We start from the raw sequence: 14514 nt of genomic DNA on the forward strand, positions 1-14514 counted from the left end.
CGTCAATCAGCTGCCGGACGCGGCGCGGTCGATGAACAGGCTGCCTTTGGTGACCACCTGCTCGCCGGGCTTGAGATTGCTGGTGACCTCGACGAGGTTGCCATTGATGAGACCGATCTTGATCTCGCGCAGCTCCACCGACTTGTCCTCGCGCGCGACCCAAAGGCGGACCTTGTCGGCTTCGTAGATCAAGGCCTGCTTCGGTACCGCCGGCGCGGCGCGGTCGCCGGACGAATAGATCGTGACGTTGGCGAACATCTCCGGCTTCAGCAGACCGTCCTTGTTGTCGATGGTGGCGCGGACCAGCAGGCGGCGGGTACTCGGATCGATCGCGGCGGCGACGTAGTTGACCTTGGCGGTCAAGGGGCGGCCCGGCAGCGCCATCACGTTGACGCTGATGTCCTGCCCGACGCACACGGCAGCCGCATCGCTCTCGCGCACGAAGGCGGTGAGCCAGACCGAGGAGAGGTCACCGACCACGAAGACCGGATCGCTGGCGCCCGAATTAACGTACTGGCCGGGGCCGATCTTACGCTGCACGACCGTGCCCGCGATCGGCGAATAGATCGTGACTTCCGGATTGATGACGCCCTTGTCCTGGAACGCCTTGATGGTCTCGTCGGTGAAGCCGAGGATCCGCAGCTTGTTGCGCGCGGCTTCCAGCGCGGTCGCCGAGGAGCGCATGTCGTTCTGCGCCTGAACCTGGGTCGCTTCCGCCTGCTGATAATCCTTCAGGGGGATGGCATGGCCCTCGTAGAGGTCCTTGGCGCGCTTGAACTGGATGTCGGCAAGATCGATCGCCGACTTCGCCTTGTTCTGCGAGCTCATCGCCGCAATGAAATCGTTCTGGGCCTGCACGGTGTCGGCGGCCTCGATTGTGAACAGCGGCTGACCTTGCTTCAGCACCTCGCCGGGCTTGGCGAGCAGCTTGGTCACCCGGCCCGCATAAGGCGAGAACACCGGCGTCGAACGGTCCTCGTCGACTGCGACCTTGCCCTCGGTGACATACTCGGCGCGGAAGGTCTTGGCCTTGACCGGCTCGATCGTCAGCGTCGCCCATTCCGACGGCGTCGGCGTGAAGTTCTGCGCATTCCTGCGCGACTGGCTGGAGATCTCGGAGTGGCTCTTCTCCTTGGCTCCCGCATAGAGGAAGCCGTAGGCCCCGGCACCGGCAAGAGCTAGTAAAACTACGGATGTAATCACCCGTTGTTTTGTAAGCACCTGCAATCGCTTGGTATTTTCAACTACCATGGGGCCCGGTCTTGTCTGCGATGATACCGGCGGATGCCCGCTTCATCGATCGCGCTAATAGTGCCGAATTGTGATTTCAAACAACCTAAAAAACGCCGGGCGCCTTTCGGTTTGCGTTAAAAATTTGCGACACGTCAGCTTCACGTCAGCTTGTCACCGGCCACTCTGCCGGATGACTGCCGAGCGGCATCGCCGGACGGCTCCATCGCGCCGGCGTCTTCGACAGCAGCGCTGAATGGCGCACCGCCTTCAACGTGCCGAAGCCAGATGGCATGCTCTCGATGAATGCAGCATGTACGGCCTCGCCCGTAATATCCGGGGTGTTCAGGCCATTTTCGAGCCGTCCGAGATTCCACAGCCAGCGCCCGGTCTGCGCCAGCGACACGCGCACGTGCCAGCTGCCGCCTTCGTGGACCTGGCGGGCCTTGGCCATCATCGCGCCGAACGCCATCAGATAGCCGGTGGCGTGGTCGAGCATCTGCGCCGGCAATTCCTTCGGTCCATCGATGCCGGCAGCCTGTCCCTCGGCGTGGTTGAAGCCGGTCGTAGTCTGCACCAGCGAATCGAAGCCGCGCCGTTCCGCCCAGGGGCCGGCATGGCCATAGGCCGACAGCGTCACGTAGACGATGCCGGGGTTGATTGTCGCCGCGTCCTCCGGCGTAAAGCCGAGAGCAGCAAGCGCGCGCGGGCGATAGCCTTGTGAGAAGATGTCGGCGTCTCTCAAGAGCTCGCGCAACCGCGCACGTCCGGCCTCGCTCTTCAGCTCGATGAAGGTGGTGAGCTTGCCGCGGCCGGTGTCGATGGTCAGCCACGGAATGGCCGGCAGCGCGGGGCCTGACACGAGCAGCACATCCGCGCCGTGCGCGGCAAGCGTGCGGCCGGCGACGGGGCCCGCGATGACGCGCGAGAGATCGAGCACGCGCAGACCTGCGAGCGGGCGATCGCCTTTTGGCGGTCGTTGCGGCCACGGCTTTGGCGGGGCCTCGCCGATCTTCTCGATCGAAACCAGCGGCAATTCAGCGAGCGCGCGGGCCTGCGGCAGCGTCGACCATTCGTCGTAGGAGCGCATCAGGGCAACGACGCCGCCCGCAGCGTAGGCCGCGGTCTCGAAATCTTCGCCTTTCCATTGCATCAATGCGGCCTGCACCTTCTCGCGCTCGGGCTCGGAGCCGAGGACCTTGCAGACGGCGTCGCGATGATGCGGAAAATTGGTGTGGCAGCGGACGAAGCGGTTGTCGCCGGTTCTGTAGACGCCGGCGATGGCGTCCCAGGCCGGCGGCGGCGGCCTGTCGTCGACGCGCAAGTAGCGCTCGGAGCGGCATTCGGCGACGGCATGGCGCAGGTCGACGCTAACGTCCTGCGCCTCGCCGCTGCGCAATCTCCAGATTTCGGCGGCAGCAAGGCCGGCGGCTGCGATCGTCGTTTGGCCGGCAATTGCGACGCGAAACGAGGACGGGATTTGCGGCTCCTCGCCCGTCAGCCGCACGCGCGCGAGCGCGGCGGCGTCACCGCCGGCGGAGGTCCAGATGCCACTGAGAATCTCTGTGGGGCTTTGCATGACCCTTCTCTCCCCTTAGTTTGCGATCATCGCATTAGCACACAAGGACATGCAATGGCCGCCATCGATCCCCTCACCGCAGGCGCCGTGTTCATCGCAACGGCAGCCACCGACGCGGTCTATGTCATGTTCACCTCGGCGGTGATCGCGCGCAAGCGCGTGCCCGCGGCGAACTGGAGCGCGGTCTGGTACATGCTCTCCTCCTACGCCGTGATCAGCTACACCGAAAATGCGTTCTATGTGGCTTTCGCGGCGATCGGCTCCTGGGCCGGCGCCTACGTCTCACTGACATTCCTGCATCGCCCGCCCGGCGGCCCACCGGTGGGCGCGGCACCGGAGTGAGGGTGATCGATTGAACGACGCAATCAAACGCACGCAGGACGACGTTGGAGAGGCACCCGCTTTATTCGCGACGACAGCGCGCGACCAACAACAAGGAAAACCAACAATGGATCTCGGTCTCAAGGGCAAGAACGCCGTCGTGCTCGGCGGCACGCGCGGCATCGGGCGAGCGATTGCGGCGACGTTGGCCGGCGAGGGCAGCAATGTCGCGGTGTGTGCACGCAACGCCGATCAGGTTGCCGCCACCGTTACGGAATTGAAAGCCAGCGGGATCCGCGCGGCCGGCGGCCCGGTCGACGTCACCGACGGCGCGGCACTGAAATCCTGGATCGAGGGCGCGGCAAAGGAGCTTGGCGGCATCGACATGCTGTTCTCCAACGCGGGCGCGATGGCGCAAGGCCATGATGCCGCGTCGTGGGAACAGAATTTTCGGCTCGACCTGCTCGGCGCCGTGCATGCGTTCGACGCCGCGCGGCCGTTCCTCGAGGCCAGCGGTGCGAGCAGCGGTGACGCCGCCTTCGTGATCATCTCATCGATCTCCGCGGCGCAAGCGGACACGGCGAGCTCCTACGGCCCGATCAAGGCGGCATTGATCCACATGGCCAAGGGACTGGCGCGGCAATATGCGAAGAAGAAGATTCGCGTTAACGTGGTCTCGCCTGGCACGGTCTATTTCAAGGGCGGCGTCTGGAATACCATCGAGCAGAACATGCCCGAGCGTTACAATGATGCGATGAAGCGTAACCCCACCGGCCGCATGGCCACGCCACAGGAGATCGCGAGCGCGGCGGTATTTCTGGCGAGCCCGGTGTCGGGGTTCACCACGGGCTCCAATCTGGTGGTGGACGGCGCGATCTCGAACCGGGTGAATTTTTGAGGCCACGCTGTCATCGCCCGGCTTGACCGGGCGATCCAGTATTCCGATGCGACAGAAGTTGAATCGTGAAGCCGCGGCGTACTGGATACCCCGCCTCCGCGGGGTATGACACCGAGAGTGTGACGCGCACTCGTCGCAACAATCTCGTGGCAGCAGAGTGCTCTACATTCTTCAATGGAAATCCCGCGACGGCGGCAGGATGCGAACGTTGCGGGGGTGGCGAAGTTTTTGCGCGGGCGCATCCGTGTGGGCGCGGGGGTCGTCATTGAGCGGTTCGATCAGATCGGCGCCTGCCGGCACCGGATGCTTGCGGGTCAAGGCATCGTTGGCAAGCCCGATCAGGTCGTGTGAACGGTCGATCATGCGCTGGGCGATAAGGTGCGTCACCTTTTCTGGGCTGCTCTGGATGTAGCCCTCGACCAGGATGAGGCGCGCGCCCATTACCTCTTTCCGGTACTGCTCCATGATCTTCGGCCACACCACGACATTGGCGATGCCGGTTTCGTCCTCCAGTGTCATGAACACGACGCCGCTGGCGCTGCCCGGCCGCTGTCGTACCAGAACGACGCCGGCACAGCGAACGCGGCGCCGCTCGTTGTCATGATTGATGTCCTTGCAGGCGATGATGCGCTCGCGCGTAAACATCTCGCGCAAAAATTCCATCGGATGGCCTTTGAGCGAAAGGCGAATGGTTTGGTAGTCCGCGACCACCTGTTCGGCGCGCGGCATCACCGGCAACGGCCTGGCGTGCTCGTCCGGCTGCTCGCGCGCGGTAGCCACCTCGAACAGCGGCAGCGGCACATCGTCGGGCAGGCGCCGCACCTGCCACAGCGCCTCGCGGCGGTCGAGCCGGAGCGAGCGGAAGGCGTCGGCATCGGCGAGCAGGATCAGCGCGCGCTTGGGCAGTCCGGTGTCGCGGGCGAAGTCTTCCAGCGAGGTGAAGGGCCGGCGGTTGCGGGCGGCGACGATGCGGTCGGCCCAGTCGGGCGCTCTCTCCACATGGTCATTCCGGGATGCGGCTCTTTTCAGCCTTTCCTCATCCTCGTCCAGCCAGTGGAAACCGTCGATCTGGCGGAAGCCGAGACGTACCGCGCAATACCCGCCATTTCCCTGCTCCAGCGTGCTCTGCGCAAAACTGTAGGACACATCGATCTCGCGCACCTCGACGCCGTTCTTGCGGGCATCGCCGACGATCTGCGCCGGCGCGTAGAAGCCCATCGGCTGCGAGTTCAGCAGACCACAGCAGAAGGCATCGGGATGATGATATTTCAACCATGAAGATATGTAGACGAGTTGCGCGAAGCTTGCGGCATGGCTCTCCGGAAAACCGTAGGAGCCAAAGCCCTTGATCTGGTCGAAGCAGCTCCTGGCGAAGTTCGGATCGTAGCCGCGCGCGACCATGTTGCCGATCAGCTTCTCCTCGTATTGGCCGATGGTGCCGACATTGCGGAAGGTCGCCATGGAGCGGCGCAGACCGTTGGCTTCCTCGGAGGTGAATTTTGCCGCCTCGATCGCGATGCGCATCGCTTGCTCCTGGAACAGCGGCACGCCCAATGTTTTGTGCAGCACATTGTAAAGTTCGTCCTTGTCGCCATGATCCGGTGACGGCGACGGATAACTCACTTTTTCCAGGCCGTTCCGCCGCCGCAAATACGGATGCACCATGTCGCCCTGGATCGGTCCCGGCCGCACGATCGCGACCTCAATGACGAGATCGTAGAAGGTCCGCGGCTTCAGGCGCGGCAGCATGTTCATCTGGGCGCGGCTCTCGACCTGGAATACGCCGAGCGACTCCCCATCGCACAGCATGTCGTAGACTTTGGAATCATCCTGCGGGACGCTCGCCAGCATCCAGCGTTCGCCCTTGTGCTGCTCGATCAGATCAAAGCACTTGCGGATGCAAGTCAGCATGCCCAGCGCAAGCACGTCGACCTTCATCATGCTGAGCGCGTCGACATCGTCCTTGTCCCATTCGATGAAGGTGCGATCATCCATCGCCGCATTGCCGATCGGCACATAGGTGTCGAGCCGGTCTTGCGTGAGCACATAGCCGCCGACATGTTGGGACAGATGACGCGGGAATTCGATCAACTCGGTCGCGAGCTCGACCGCGAGGTTGATCATGGAATTTTGCGGATCGAGGCCGGCCTGCCTGACCTGCATGTCGTTGAGGCCCTTGCCCCAGCTTCCCCAGACGGTGTCGGCGAGGGCGGCGGTGACGTCCTCGGTCAGGCCCAGCGCCTTGCCGACGTCGCGGATGGCGCTGCGCGGGCGATAATGAATGACGGTGGCGATGATCGCGGCACGATGGCGGCCGTAACGCCGATAGACATATTGCATCACCTCCTCGCGCCGCGAATGCTCGAAATCGACGTCGATGTCAGGCGGCTCCAGCCGCTCCTTGGAGATGAAGCGCTCGAACAGCAGATCGACCTTGGTCGGGTCGACCGAGGTGATGCCGAGCACGTAACAGACCGCCGAATTCGCCGCCGATCCCCGCCCCTGGCACAAAATGTTCTGGCTGCGCGCGTAATGCACGATGTCGTGCACGGTGAGGAAGTAATGTGCGTATTTCAGTTCGGCGATCAGCGCGAGTTCTTTCTTCAGGGTGGCGAGCAGCTTGTCGTCGATCTTGCCGCCAAAATATTTGTCGACACCGGCCCAGGTCAGATCCTCGAGATGCCCTTGCGCGGTCTTGCCCCGCGGCACCGGCTCGTCCGGATACTGATATTTGAGCTGGTCGAGCGAGAAGGTGACCTTGTCCGCAAAGCGCATAGTCTCTGCGATAGCCTCAGGGAAATCGCGGAATAGCCGCGCCATCTCCCTGGGCGTCTTCAGAAATCGTTCCGCATTGGCTTCCAGCTTGCGGCCGACCGCCTCGATCGTGGTTTTTTCCCGGATGCAGGTCAGCACGTCCTGGAGGGGACGGCGCGCGGGGTGGTGATAGAGCACCTCGTTGGTCGCAAGCAGCGGCACTTTTTCTTTTGAGGCGAGATCATCGAGCTGCGCGAGGCGACGGCGATCGTCGCCGCGATAGACCAGGCTCGCCGCCAGCCACACGCCCTCGGCGCGACTTGCCTTCAGCTTGGCGAGGATGTCCTGCGCTTGCGCCGTATCGAAGCGATGCGGCAGCGTCAGGATCAGGAGCTGGCCTTCGGAAAACGCAAGGAGATCGGCGAAGGTGAGATGGCACTCGCCCTTCGCGATCCGCGTGATGTCGTCGCCGCGCTTGCCCCTGGTGAGAAGCTGGCATAGCCGGCCATAGGCGGCGCGGTCGCGCGGATAGACCAGGATATCGGGCGTACCATCGATGAAGACGATGCGCGCGCCGATCAGAGGTTTTGGCTTGTGCAGCACCTCGTCATTGTCGAGCTCCTTGTAGGCGCGCACCACGCCGGCGAGCGTGTTGTGGTCGGCGATGCCGATCACGGGAATGCCGAGTTTGCTGGCCTGATGCACATAGGCGCGCGGATCCGAGCCGCCGCGCAGGAAGGAAAAATTCGTGGTGATGCCGATCTCGGCATAAGCTGGCGTAGTCATGCGAAGAGACCGTGCACATACCAACCGGGAGGAACGGGCTTGCCGTCGCCGTCGAAGCACTCCCCCTCGTAAAGACCATCGCGAAAGATCCAGAAGCGCAGGCCTTCGGCATCCTCGATACGGAAATAATCCCGCGTCAGTTGCTTGCCGTCCTGCCGCCACCATTCCATGGCGATGCGCTCGGGGCCTTCCACCCGCACCACCGCATGCTGCGCGCGGCGCCAGGTGAATTGATGCGGCGGGCCGTCGGGCACGGTCGCGAACGGCACATTGATCGGCTCAGGCTTGTCGAACAGCCGCAACGGACGCAGCGGCGGCTCACTTTCAGTGCGCGCGGGCCATTCGGCCTGCATGGCCACGGCGAGATGATGCTGGGCAGGCGCCGCCAGCACCGCACATTCGGGGATATGGGTATCCTCAGGCAGGTGCACGACGACGCGCTTTCCGCCGATACGCGCGGCGATGCGGTCGATCAGCGCAGCAAGCTCGTCATTGTCGTGGACATGGGCATCGAGATCGCGCTGCTCCTGCACCACGATCTCGGTGCGGCTTGCCGACAGCCGCACCATGTCGAAGCCGAAGCCGGGATCGAGCGGATCGGCGAGTGCATCGAGACGCTCGCGGAACAGCCGGTCGACGACCGCGCTCCGCGTCACGGGACGTCCGGTCTCGACCATGATCGCACGCACTGCGCCGTCGGTACGGAAGAAGGTGGCCTCAAGCCGGCGCGCGCCCTTGCCCTGCTTCTCCATCGACGCGATCAACGTGTCCGCCAGGCGCGACAGCGTCATCGCGATCATGGTGTCGGTCGCGATCGGCTCGGCAAAGCGTTTCTCCACGATGTAATCGGGCAGCGGCTTTCGTGGATTGATCGGCGCATCGCCCTGCCCCAGCGCATGCGCGAGCAGTGTGGAGAATCGTGCACCAAACCGCGCCGTGATTTCGCTCGGCGTTCGCGAGGCCACATCCCCGATGGTCTTCAAGCCGGCGCGGCGCAGGCCGGTGGTGATGGCCTCACCCGCACCAAGCGCGGACACCGGAAACCGGCTGATTGCCGCCGCCTCCCCGTCATCGGCAACGATGCTACCGGATGCCTGCCGCGTCAGCGTGCGCGCGCAGACCGAGGTGCCGGCGACCGCCGCGCTGACGGCAAAGCCCTGGCGATCGAGGGCACGGACAAGGGTTTGCAACAGCGCAGCCTCGCCGCCGAACAGATGCGCGCAGCCGGTGATGTCGAGGAACAGCCCGTGCGGCGGATCGAGCGCCACCAGCGGCGTGAAGCGGTCGCACCAGTCGGCGATGTCGCCGATCGTCTTGGCATCGGCCACGGCATCGGCGTCGAACACCTTTAAATCAGGACACATCGCCCGGGCATTGGCCAGCGGCTGGCCGATATGCAGACCGAGGCGCTCGGCCGCCTCGTCCAGCGCATGGATCACCAGCGCGTTGCTGTCCTTGATGACGACAATGCTCGGATCATTGGTTCTACCCAGCCCGACGCCGTCGAAGAACCGCTGGATCCGGTCGATGGGCAGGCGCGGCAGCCACAGGCTGAGGATACGCCGACGATTCAGAGAACTGGCACTCATCACATTTCCATTCCATGATCCACCGGCCACACGGGCCATGACGATTGCGCAGGAGCTCGGCATCGAAGCGCGGCGCGCCCCAGGCACTCCACATCGCGCCCGGCGGCGAATGCGCCGCGCGAAGCATCCATCTGGTCTCCGCGGTCGAGGGCAAAGGTTGCGCGGCCATCCTCAGCAACAGGCCGGTGACACCGGAAGATTGCGCAGCCAGCGTCAGCTTGCGGCTCGCCACGAGATCGAACTGCCTGGTCTCACCCCAGAGCTCGAGCACGACGGCACCCAGCGCGTCGCAGGCGAGCGCATCGGCCGAAGTCCTTAGCGCACTCTCCACGTCGGCGGCGCGCACCATCACCATGCGGCGCGGATCGAGACCGAGTTCGGCGAACCCGCTCATCGACAGCGCGCCGGTTTCAATTTCCGAAAAATCCTGCCGCACCCACAGCAGCGGTTTGCGTGCTGTCATGCGCCCCGCAAGTCCCGTGACGAAGCCGGTCGCGGCCGCCCCCTGACGTCCTTCGCAAAACACCTCGTGGATTGCCGCGCGCGCGAGCCCACCTTTCAGCGCGCTGTCGGCCTCGCTATGGCCGAGCGCGACACGGTCGCGATGATGCACGACCTCCGCCGTCTCGATGCGCTCGATCTGGCCGCGCAAGGCTGCAAGCGCGCTTGTTCGTGCGCCGCTCATATACGCCGCTCCTCAAGGGTGATTGCCGGTGGCTTTCAAAAAGAGAACCAGCAGCTAGCTCATTTGTTCATGATATGTTCTAATATAAAGCTAACGACGCCCCGGGAGTCAATCGAATTGGCGGGCCTTGGGATTCATGAGCGGAATCAAAGGGATTCAATATGGACGTGCAACGCAAGCTGGAGATCCTGGCGGACGCCGCCAAGTATGACGCGTCCTGCGCCTCCAGCGGCACCGAGAGGCGGGATTCCAGCGATGGCAAGGGCATGGGCTCGACCGCGCCCGGCATGGGCATTTGCCACTCCTACGCGCCGGACGGCCGCTGCATCTCGCTGCTCAAGGTGCTGCTGACCAACGCTTGCAATTACGACTGCCTCTATTGCGTCAACCGCGCCTCCTCCAACGTGCCGCGCGCCCGCTTCACTGTCGACGAAGTGGTCAAGCTGACGCTCGACTTCTACCGGCGCAATTACATCGAAGGGCTGTTTCTCTCCTCCGGCATCATCCGCAACCCCGACTACACCATGGAGCAGGTGGTGAGCGTCGCGCGCAAACTGCGCGAGGAGCATCACTTCCGCGGCTACATCCATCTCAAGACTATCCCTGAGGCCGACGATGCATTGATCTCCGAGGCCGGCAAATATGCCGACCGTCTCTCCATCAACATCGAGATGCCGCAGGAGACGAGCCTGCAGCAATTCGCGCCCGAGAAAGACGTGCGCGCGATCCGCCGCACCATGGGCCGGCTGCGGCTGAAGCTGGACGAGGCCGAGGAAAGCCGCAGCGCGAAGACGAAAGCCAAGCCGCAGCGCTTTGCGCCGGCCGGCCAGAGCACGCAGATGATCGTCGGCGCCGACGCAGCCTCCGACCACACCATCCTCCACACCAGCGCCAATCTCTACGGTTCATACCGGCTGAGGCGCGTCTATTATTCCGCATTCAGCCCGATCCCCGATGCCAGCCGCGCGCTACCTCTGCGCGCGCCGCCCTTGCTGCGCGAGCACCGTCTCTACCAGGCCGACTGGCTGATGCGGTTCTACGGCTTCGACGTCGGCGAGATCGTCGACGACAGTGCGATGCTGCCGCTCGACATCGATCCAAAACTCGCCTGGGCATTACGCCACCGCGACCGTTTCCCGCTCGACGTCAACCGCGCCAGCCGCGAGGAATTGTTGCGCGTGCCAGGCTTCGGCACCAAGGCGGTCGAGCGCATCATCGCGGCGCGCCGCACGACCACCATCCGCGTCGCCGATCTCGCGCGGCTGCATGTGCCCCGCAACAAGGCGCTGCCGTTCATCGTCCTCAGCGATCACCGGCCCACGCCGCATCGCCTCGACGAGGCACGGCTGATCGAACGGTTCAAGCCGAAGGCAACACAACTGGGATTTGGCTTCTGATGCAGTACATCACCCTCGAGAACGAAACCGATTTCGATGGCTGGCGTAAAGCCGCGCGTAGCCTCGTGCTTCACCAGGTGAATCCGGCCGACATCACCTGGGCCGTACAGGGCGGCGAAGCGGAACTGTTCGCGCCACTGTCGCCGGCACCGCTGCCGGCGGGTGGCGATGGCACCTTCAACGTGCCTGCAAGATTCGTCGAGCTCGCCAAGGCCGCGATCCTGCATCGCGATCCCGAGCGTTTCGCGGTCCTCTATCGCCTGCTGTTTCGGCTGAAGGACAATCACGACCTCATAGAGGTCGCGACCGATCCCGATGTCGCGCAAGTCACGGCCATGGCAAAGACGGTCTACCGCGACGAGCACAAGATGCATGCTTTCGTGCGCTTCCGCGAGATCGGCAGGGAACGCGAAGCACACTACGTCGCCTGGTTCGAGCCCGAGCATCATATCGTCGAGCTCGCCGCGCCGTTCTTCGCCAAGCGCTTTGCCGACATGCCCTGGTCGATCCTGACGCCGGACCTCTGCGCGCATTGGGACGGCCACGCGCTCTCGTTCACGTCTGGCGTCGACAAGAGCGAGGCGCCGGGCGAAGACCGGCTCGAGGAAACCTGGCGGCGTTACTACGCCAGCACCTTCAATCCGGCCCGCCTGAAGGTGAAGGCGATGCAAACGGAGATGCCGAAGAAATATTGGAGGAACCTGCCCGAGGCTTCGATCATTAAGCCCTTGATCGAGGACGCCGAGCGCATGACCGGCGCCATGATCGCCAATGCCGCAACCGATCCGCACAAGCCTCAAAGGCGGCCGGAGGCTCCGATGAAACGCAAGACCGCAGCCGACGACCTCGATGCGCTCCGCGAGGAGGCCGCCCATTGCCGCGCCTGCCATCTGTACAAGGACGCGACCCAGACCGTATTCGGCGAAGGCCCGAAGTCTGCCAATATCATGCTGGTCGGCGAGCAACCCGGCGACAAGGAAGACCTCGCCGGACATCCCTTCGTCGGTCCGGCCGGCCAGATGCTCGACCGGGCGCTGCAGGAGGCCGGCGTCGACCGCAAGAAGGTCTATGTCACCAACGCCGTGAAACACTTCAAGTTCGTGCCGCGCGGCAAGATCCGCCTGCATCAGAAGCCGAATACGCCGGAGATAAAGGCCTGCCGGCAGTGGTATGAGCGGGAAGTCTCCGTCATCCAGCCCGATCTCATCGTCGCGATGGGCGCGACCGCCGCGCAGAGCGTGTTCGGCAAGATCACCCCTGTAGGCAAGACCCGCGGCCGGCTGATCGACCTTCCCGACGGTCACAAGGCGCTGGTGACGGTGCACCCGTCCTATCTGCTGCGGTTGCCCGATCCGGAAGCCAAGGTGCTGGAATATCAGCGCTTTGTCGAAGACCTGAAGATCGCCGCCGGGTTGCAGAAGAAAGCCGCGCGCGCCGCGTAAATAACGGCGGGAAAACGGCTTTCAACCGCTGCTTGTCATCCAGCCTTCAAATCCATCGGGGACAATAGCCCTTACAGAAAGTTAAGGGGCGTCCAGACATGACCGATGTTGCATTCGACCGCGCGGTAGCCGATCCCGCGCCGATCCAGCCGGCCTCGCGGCCAAATCTCGACAAGGGCTTCAATCCGCTGACACTGATCCTGTTCTTCGGCATCCTGGCTGCGGGCCTGCTCTACGTGGCCTACAGCATCTATGCCGACGTCGATGCGACCGGCGCCAGGGTCACGAGCTACTTGCCCTTCATCCTTCTGTTCGTCGCGCTTTTGATCGCGCTCGGCTTCGAATTCGTCAACGGCTTCCACGACACCGCAAACGCGGTTGCGACCGTGATCTACACCCACTCGTTGCCGGCTGAAGTCGCGGTGATGTGGTCGGGCTTCTTCAACTTCCTCGGCGTGCTCATGTCCTCCGGAGCGGTCGCCTTCGGCATCGTTTCGCTGCTGCCGGTGGAGCTGATCCTGCAGGTCGGCTCGAGCGCCGGTTTCGCGATGGTGTTCGCGCTGCTGATCGCCGCGATCCTTTGGAACCTCGGCACCTGGTATTTCGGCCTGCCGGCCTCCTCCTCGCACACGCTGATCGGCTCGATCATCGGCGTCGGCGTTGCGAACGCGCTGATGCGCGGCCGCGACGGCACATCGGGCGTGGACTGGGGCAAGGCCACCGAGATCGGCTATGCGCTGCTGCTGTCGCCGCTGGTCGGCTTCGTCTGCGCCGCCGGCCTGCTGCTGCTGCTCAAGGTGATCGTCAAGAACCCGGCGCTCTACGCCGCCCCCGAGGGTAACAAGGCCCCGCCGATCTGGATCCGCGGCCTGCTGATCCTGACCTGCACCGGCGTCAGCTTCGCCCATGGTTCGAACGACGGCCAGAAGGGCATGGGCCTGATCATGCTGATCCTGATCGGCACCGTGCCGACCGCCTATGCGCTGAACCGCGCGCTGCCCGAGAGCCAGGTCGCCCAGTTCCAGAAGGTTTCGGAAGCCGCCTCCAAGGTGGTTGCCGCCAAGGGCGCCGGCCATGCGATCATCGGCGATCCCCGTCCTGCGGTGACGCAGTACATCACCTCGCACCACATCAGCGAAGGCACCTATCCCTCGCTGTCGGTGCTGGTGAAGGATGTCGGCGATCAGGTCGCGAAGTACGGCTCGCTCAACAAGGTGCCGGCAGAGGTGGTCGGCAACACCCGCAACGACATGTACCTGACCTCGGAAGCGATCCGCTTCCTGATGAAGGACAAGGAAAACGACCTCAGCAAGGAAGAGGTCGCGACCTTGAACGCCTACAAAGGCGGACTCGACAGCGCGACCAAGTTCATCCCGACCTGGGTGAAGGTCGCGGTCGCCATCGCGCTCGGCCTCGGCACCATGATCGGCTGGAAGCGCATCGTCGTGACCGTCGGCGAGAAGATCGGCAAGACCCATCTCACCTACGCGCAGGGTGCCTCCGCCGAGTTGGTCGCCGCCGCCACGATCGGCGCCGCCGACGTGTTCGGCCTGCCGGTCTCGACCACCCACGTGCTGTCGTCCGGCGTCGCCGGCACCATGGCCGCGAACGGTTCGGGTCTCCAGGTCGCCACCATCAGGAACATGGTGATGGCCTGGGTGCTGACCCTGCCGGTCGCCATCCTGCTGTCGGGCACACTGTACGTGATCTTCTCGCGGATCTTCTGAAAGATCTCTCCACTCCCTCTCCCCGTTCTTACGGGGAGAGGGTTCGGGTGAGGGGCCGCTTCCGCGATCACGGTGAGAGACGGACTCGCGGAGAGTCCCCTCACCC

General features: G+C 64.0%; 10 protein-coding genes. 5 read left to right on the top strand and 5 right to left on the bottom strand.

The window, feature by feature from the left end:
* Positions 1-6: 6 nt before the first annotated feature.
* Positions 7-1251, bottom strand: coding sequence for an efflux RND transporter periplasmic adaptor subunit (locus tag ABIB90_RS33115; RefSeq protein WP_007593598.1), 1245 nt, complete (start codon positions 1249-1251; stop codon positions 7-9).
* Positions 1252-1396: 145 nt separating this feature from the next.
* Positions 1397-2809 (bottom strand): CoA transferase, encoded by a 1413-nt coding sequence (locus tag ABIB90_RS33120; RefSeq protein ID WP_354202186.1) that lies wholly within the window; start codon positions 2807-2809, stop codon positions 1397-1399.
* A 54-nt stretch (positions 2810-2863) separates the two neighbouring features.
* Between ABIB90_RS33120 and ABIB90_RS33125 the strand changes: the two genes are divergently transcribed.
* The gene (locus tag ABIB90_RS33125; protein ID WP_007593600.1) at positions 2864-3151 is read left to right on the top strand and encodes a hypothetical protein; all 288 of its coding nucleotides are present in this window, start codon (positions 2864-2866) and stop codon (positions 3149-3151) included.
* A gap of 106 nt (positions 3152-3257) precedes the next feature.
* Positions 3258-4028, top strand: coding sequence for an SDR family NAD(P)-dependent oxidoreductase (locus ABIB90_RS33130; RefSeq protein WP_354169515.1), 771 nt, complete (start codon positions 3258-3260; stop codon positions 4026-4028).
* 171 nt (positions 4029-4199) lie between these two features.
* Here ABIB90_RS33130 and ABIB90_RS33135 read toward each other — a convergent pair whose 3' ends face one another.
* Genes ABIB90_RS33135 through ABIB90_RS33145 form a run of 3 tightly spaced genes read right to left on the bottom strand, consistent with a single transcriptional unit; the run spans position 4200 to position 9842 of the window.
* Positions 4200-7568: an error-prone DNA polymerase gene (locus ABIB90_RS33135; protein ID WP_354202187.1), complete on the bottom strand. Its 3369-nt coding sequence runs from the start codon at positions 7566-7568 to the stop codon at positions 4200-4202.
* Complete coding sequence (locus ABIB90_RS33140) at positions 7565-9157, bottom strand: Y-family DNA polymerase (RefSeq protein WP_035993090.1); 1593 nt, start codon at positions 9155-9157, stop codon at positions 7565-7567. The genes ABIB90_RS33135 and ABIB90_RS33140 overlap by 4 nt, the downstream gene beginning before the upstream one ends.
* Complete coding sequence (locus ABIB90_RS33145) at positions 9054-9842, bottom strand: ImuA family protein (RefSeq protein WP_354202188.1); 789 nt, start codon at positions 9840-9842, stop codon at positions 9054-9056. The genes ABIB90_RS33140 and ABIB90_RS33145 overlap by 104 nt, the downstream gene beginning before the upstream one ends.
* A 161-nt stretch (positions 9843-10003) precedes the next feature.
* On the opposite strand from ABIB90_RS33145, the gene ABIB90_RS33150 reads away from it, so the two are divergent.
* The 3 genes from ABIB90_RS33150 to ABIB90_RS33160 all read left to right on the top strand — a co-directional run bounded on the left by ABIB90_RS33150 (position 10004) and on the right by ABIB90_RS33160 (position 14408).
* Positions 10004-11239, top strand: coding sequence for a putative DNA modification/repair radical SAM protein (locus ABIB90_RS33150; RefSeq protein WP_354202189.1), 1236 nt, complete (start codon positions 10004-10006; stop codon positions 11237-11239).
* A complete protein-coding gene (locus tag ABIB90_RS33155; RefSeq protein ID WP_354202190.1) occupies positions 11239-12681 on the top strand; it encodes a UdgX family uracil-DNA binding protein in 1443 nt (480 codons plus the stop codon). The genes ABIB90_RS33150 and ABIB90_RS33155 overlap by 1 nt, the downstream gene beginning before the upstream one ends.
* Positions 12682-12779: 98 nt before the next feature.
* Positions 12780-14408: an inorganic phosphate transporter gene (locus ABIB90_RS33160; RefSeq protein WP_354202191.1), complete on the top strand. Its 1629-nt coding sequence runs from the start codon at positions 12780-12782 to the stop codon at positions 14406-14408.
* Positions 14409-14514: the final 106 nt, after the last annotated feature.

The sequence above is a fragment of the Bradyrhizobium sp. JR4.1 genome (assembly GCF_040548605.1).
Classification (GTDB): Bacteria; Pseudomonadota; Alphaproteobacteria; order Rhizobiales; family Xanthobacteraceae; genus Bradyrhizobium; species Bradyrhizobium canariense.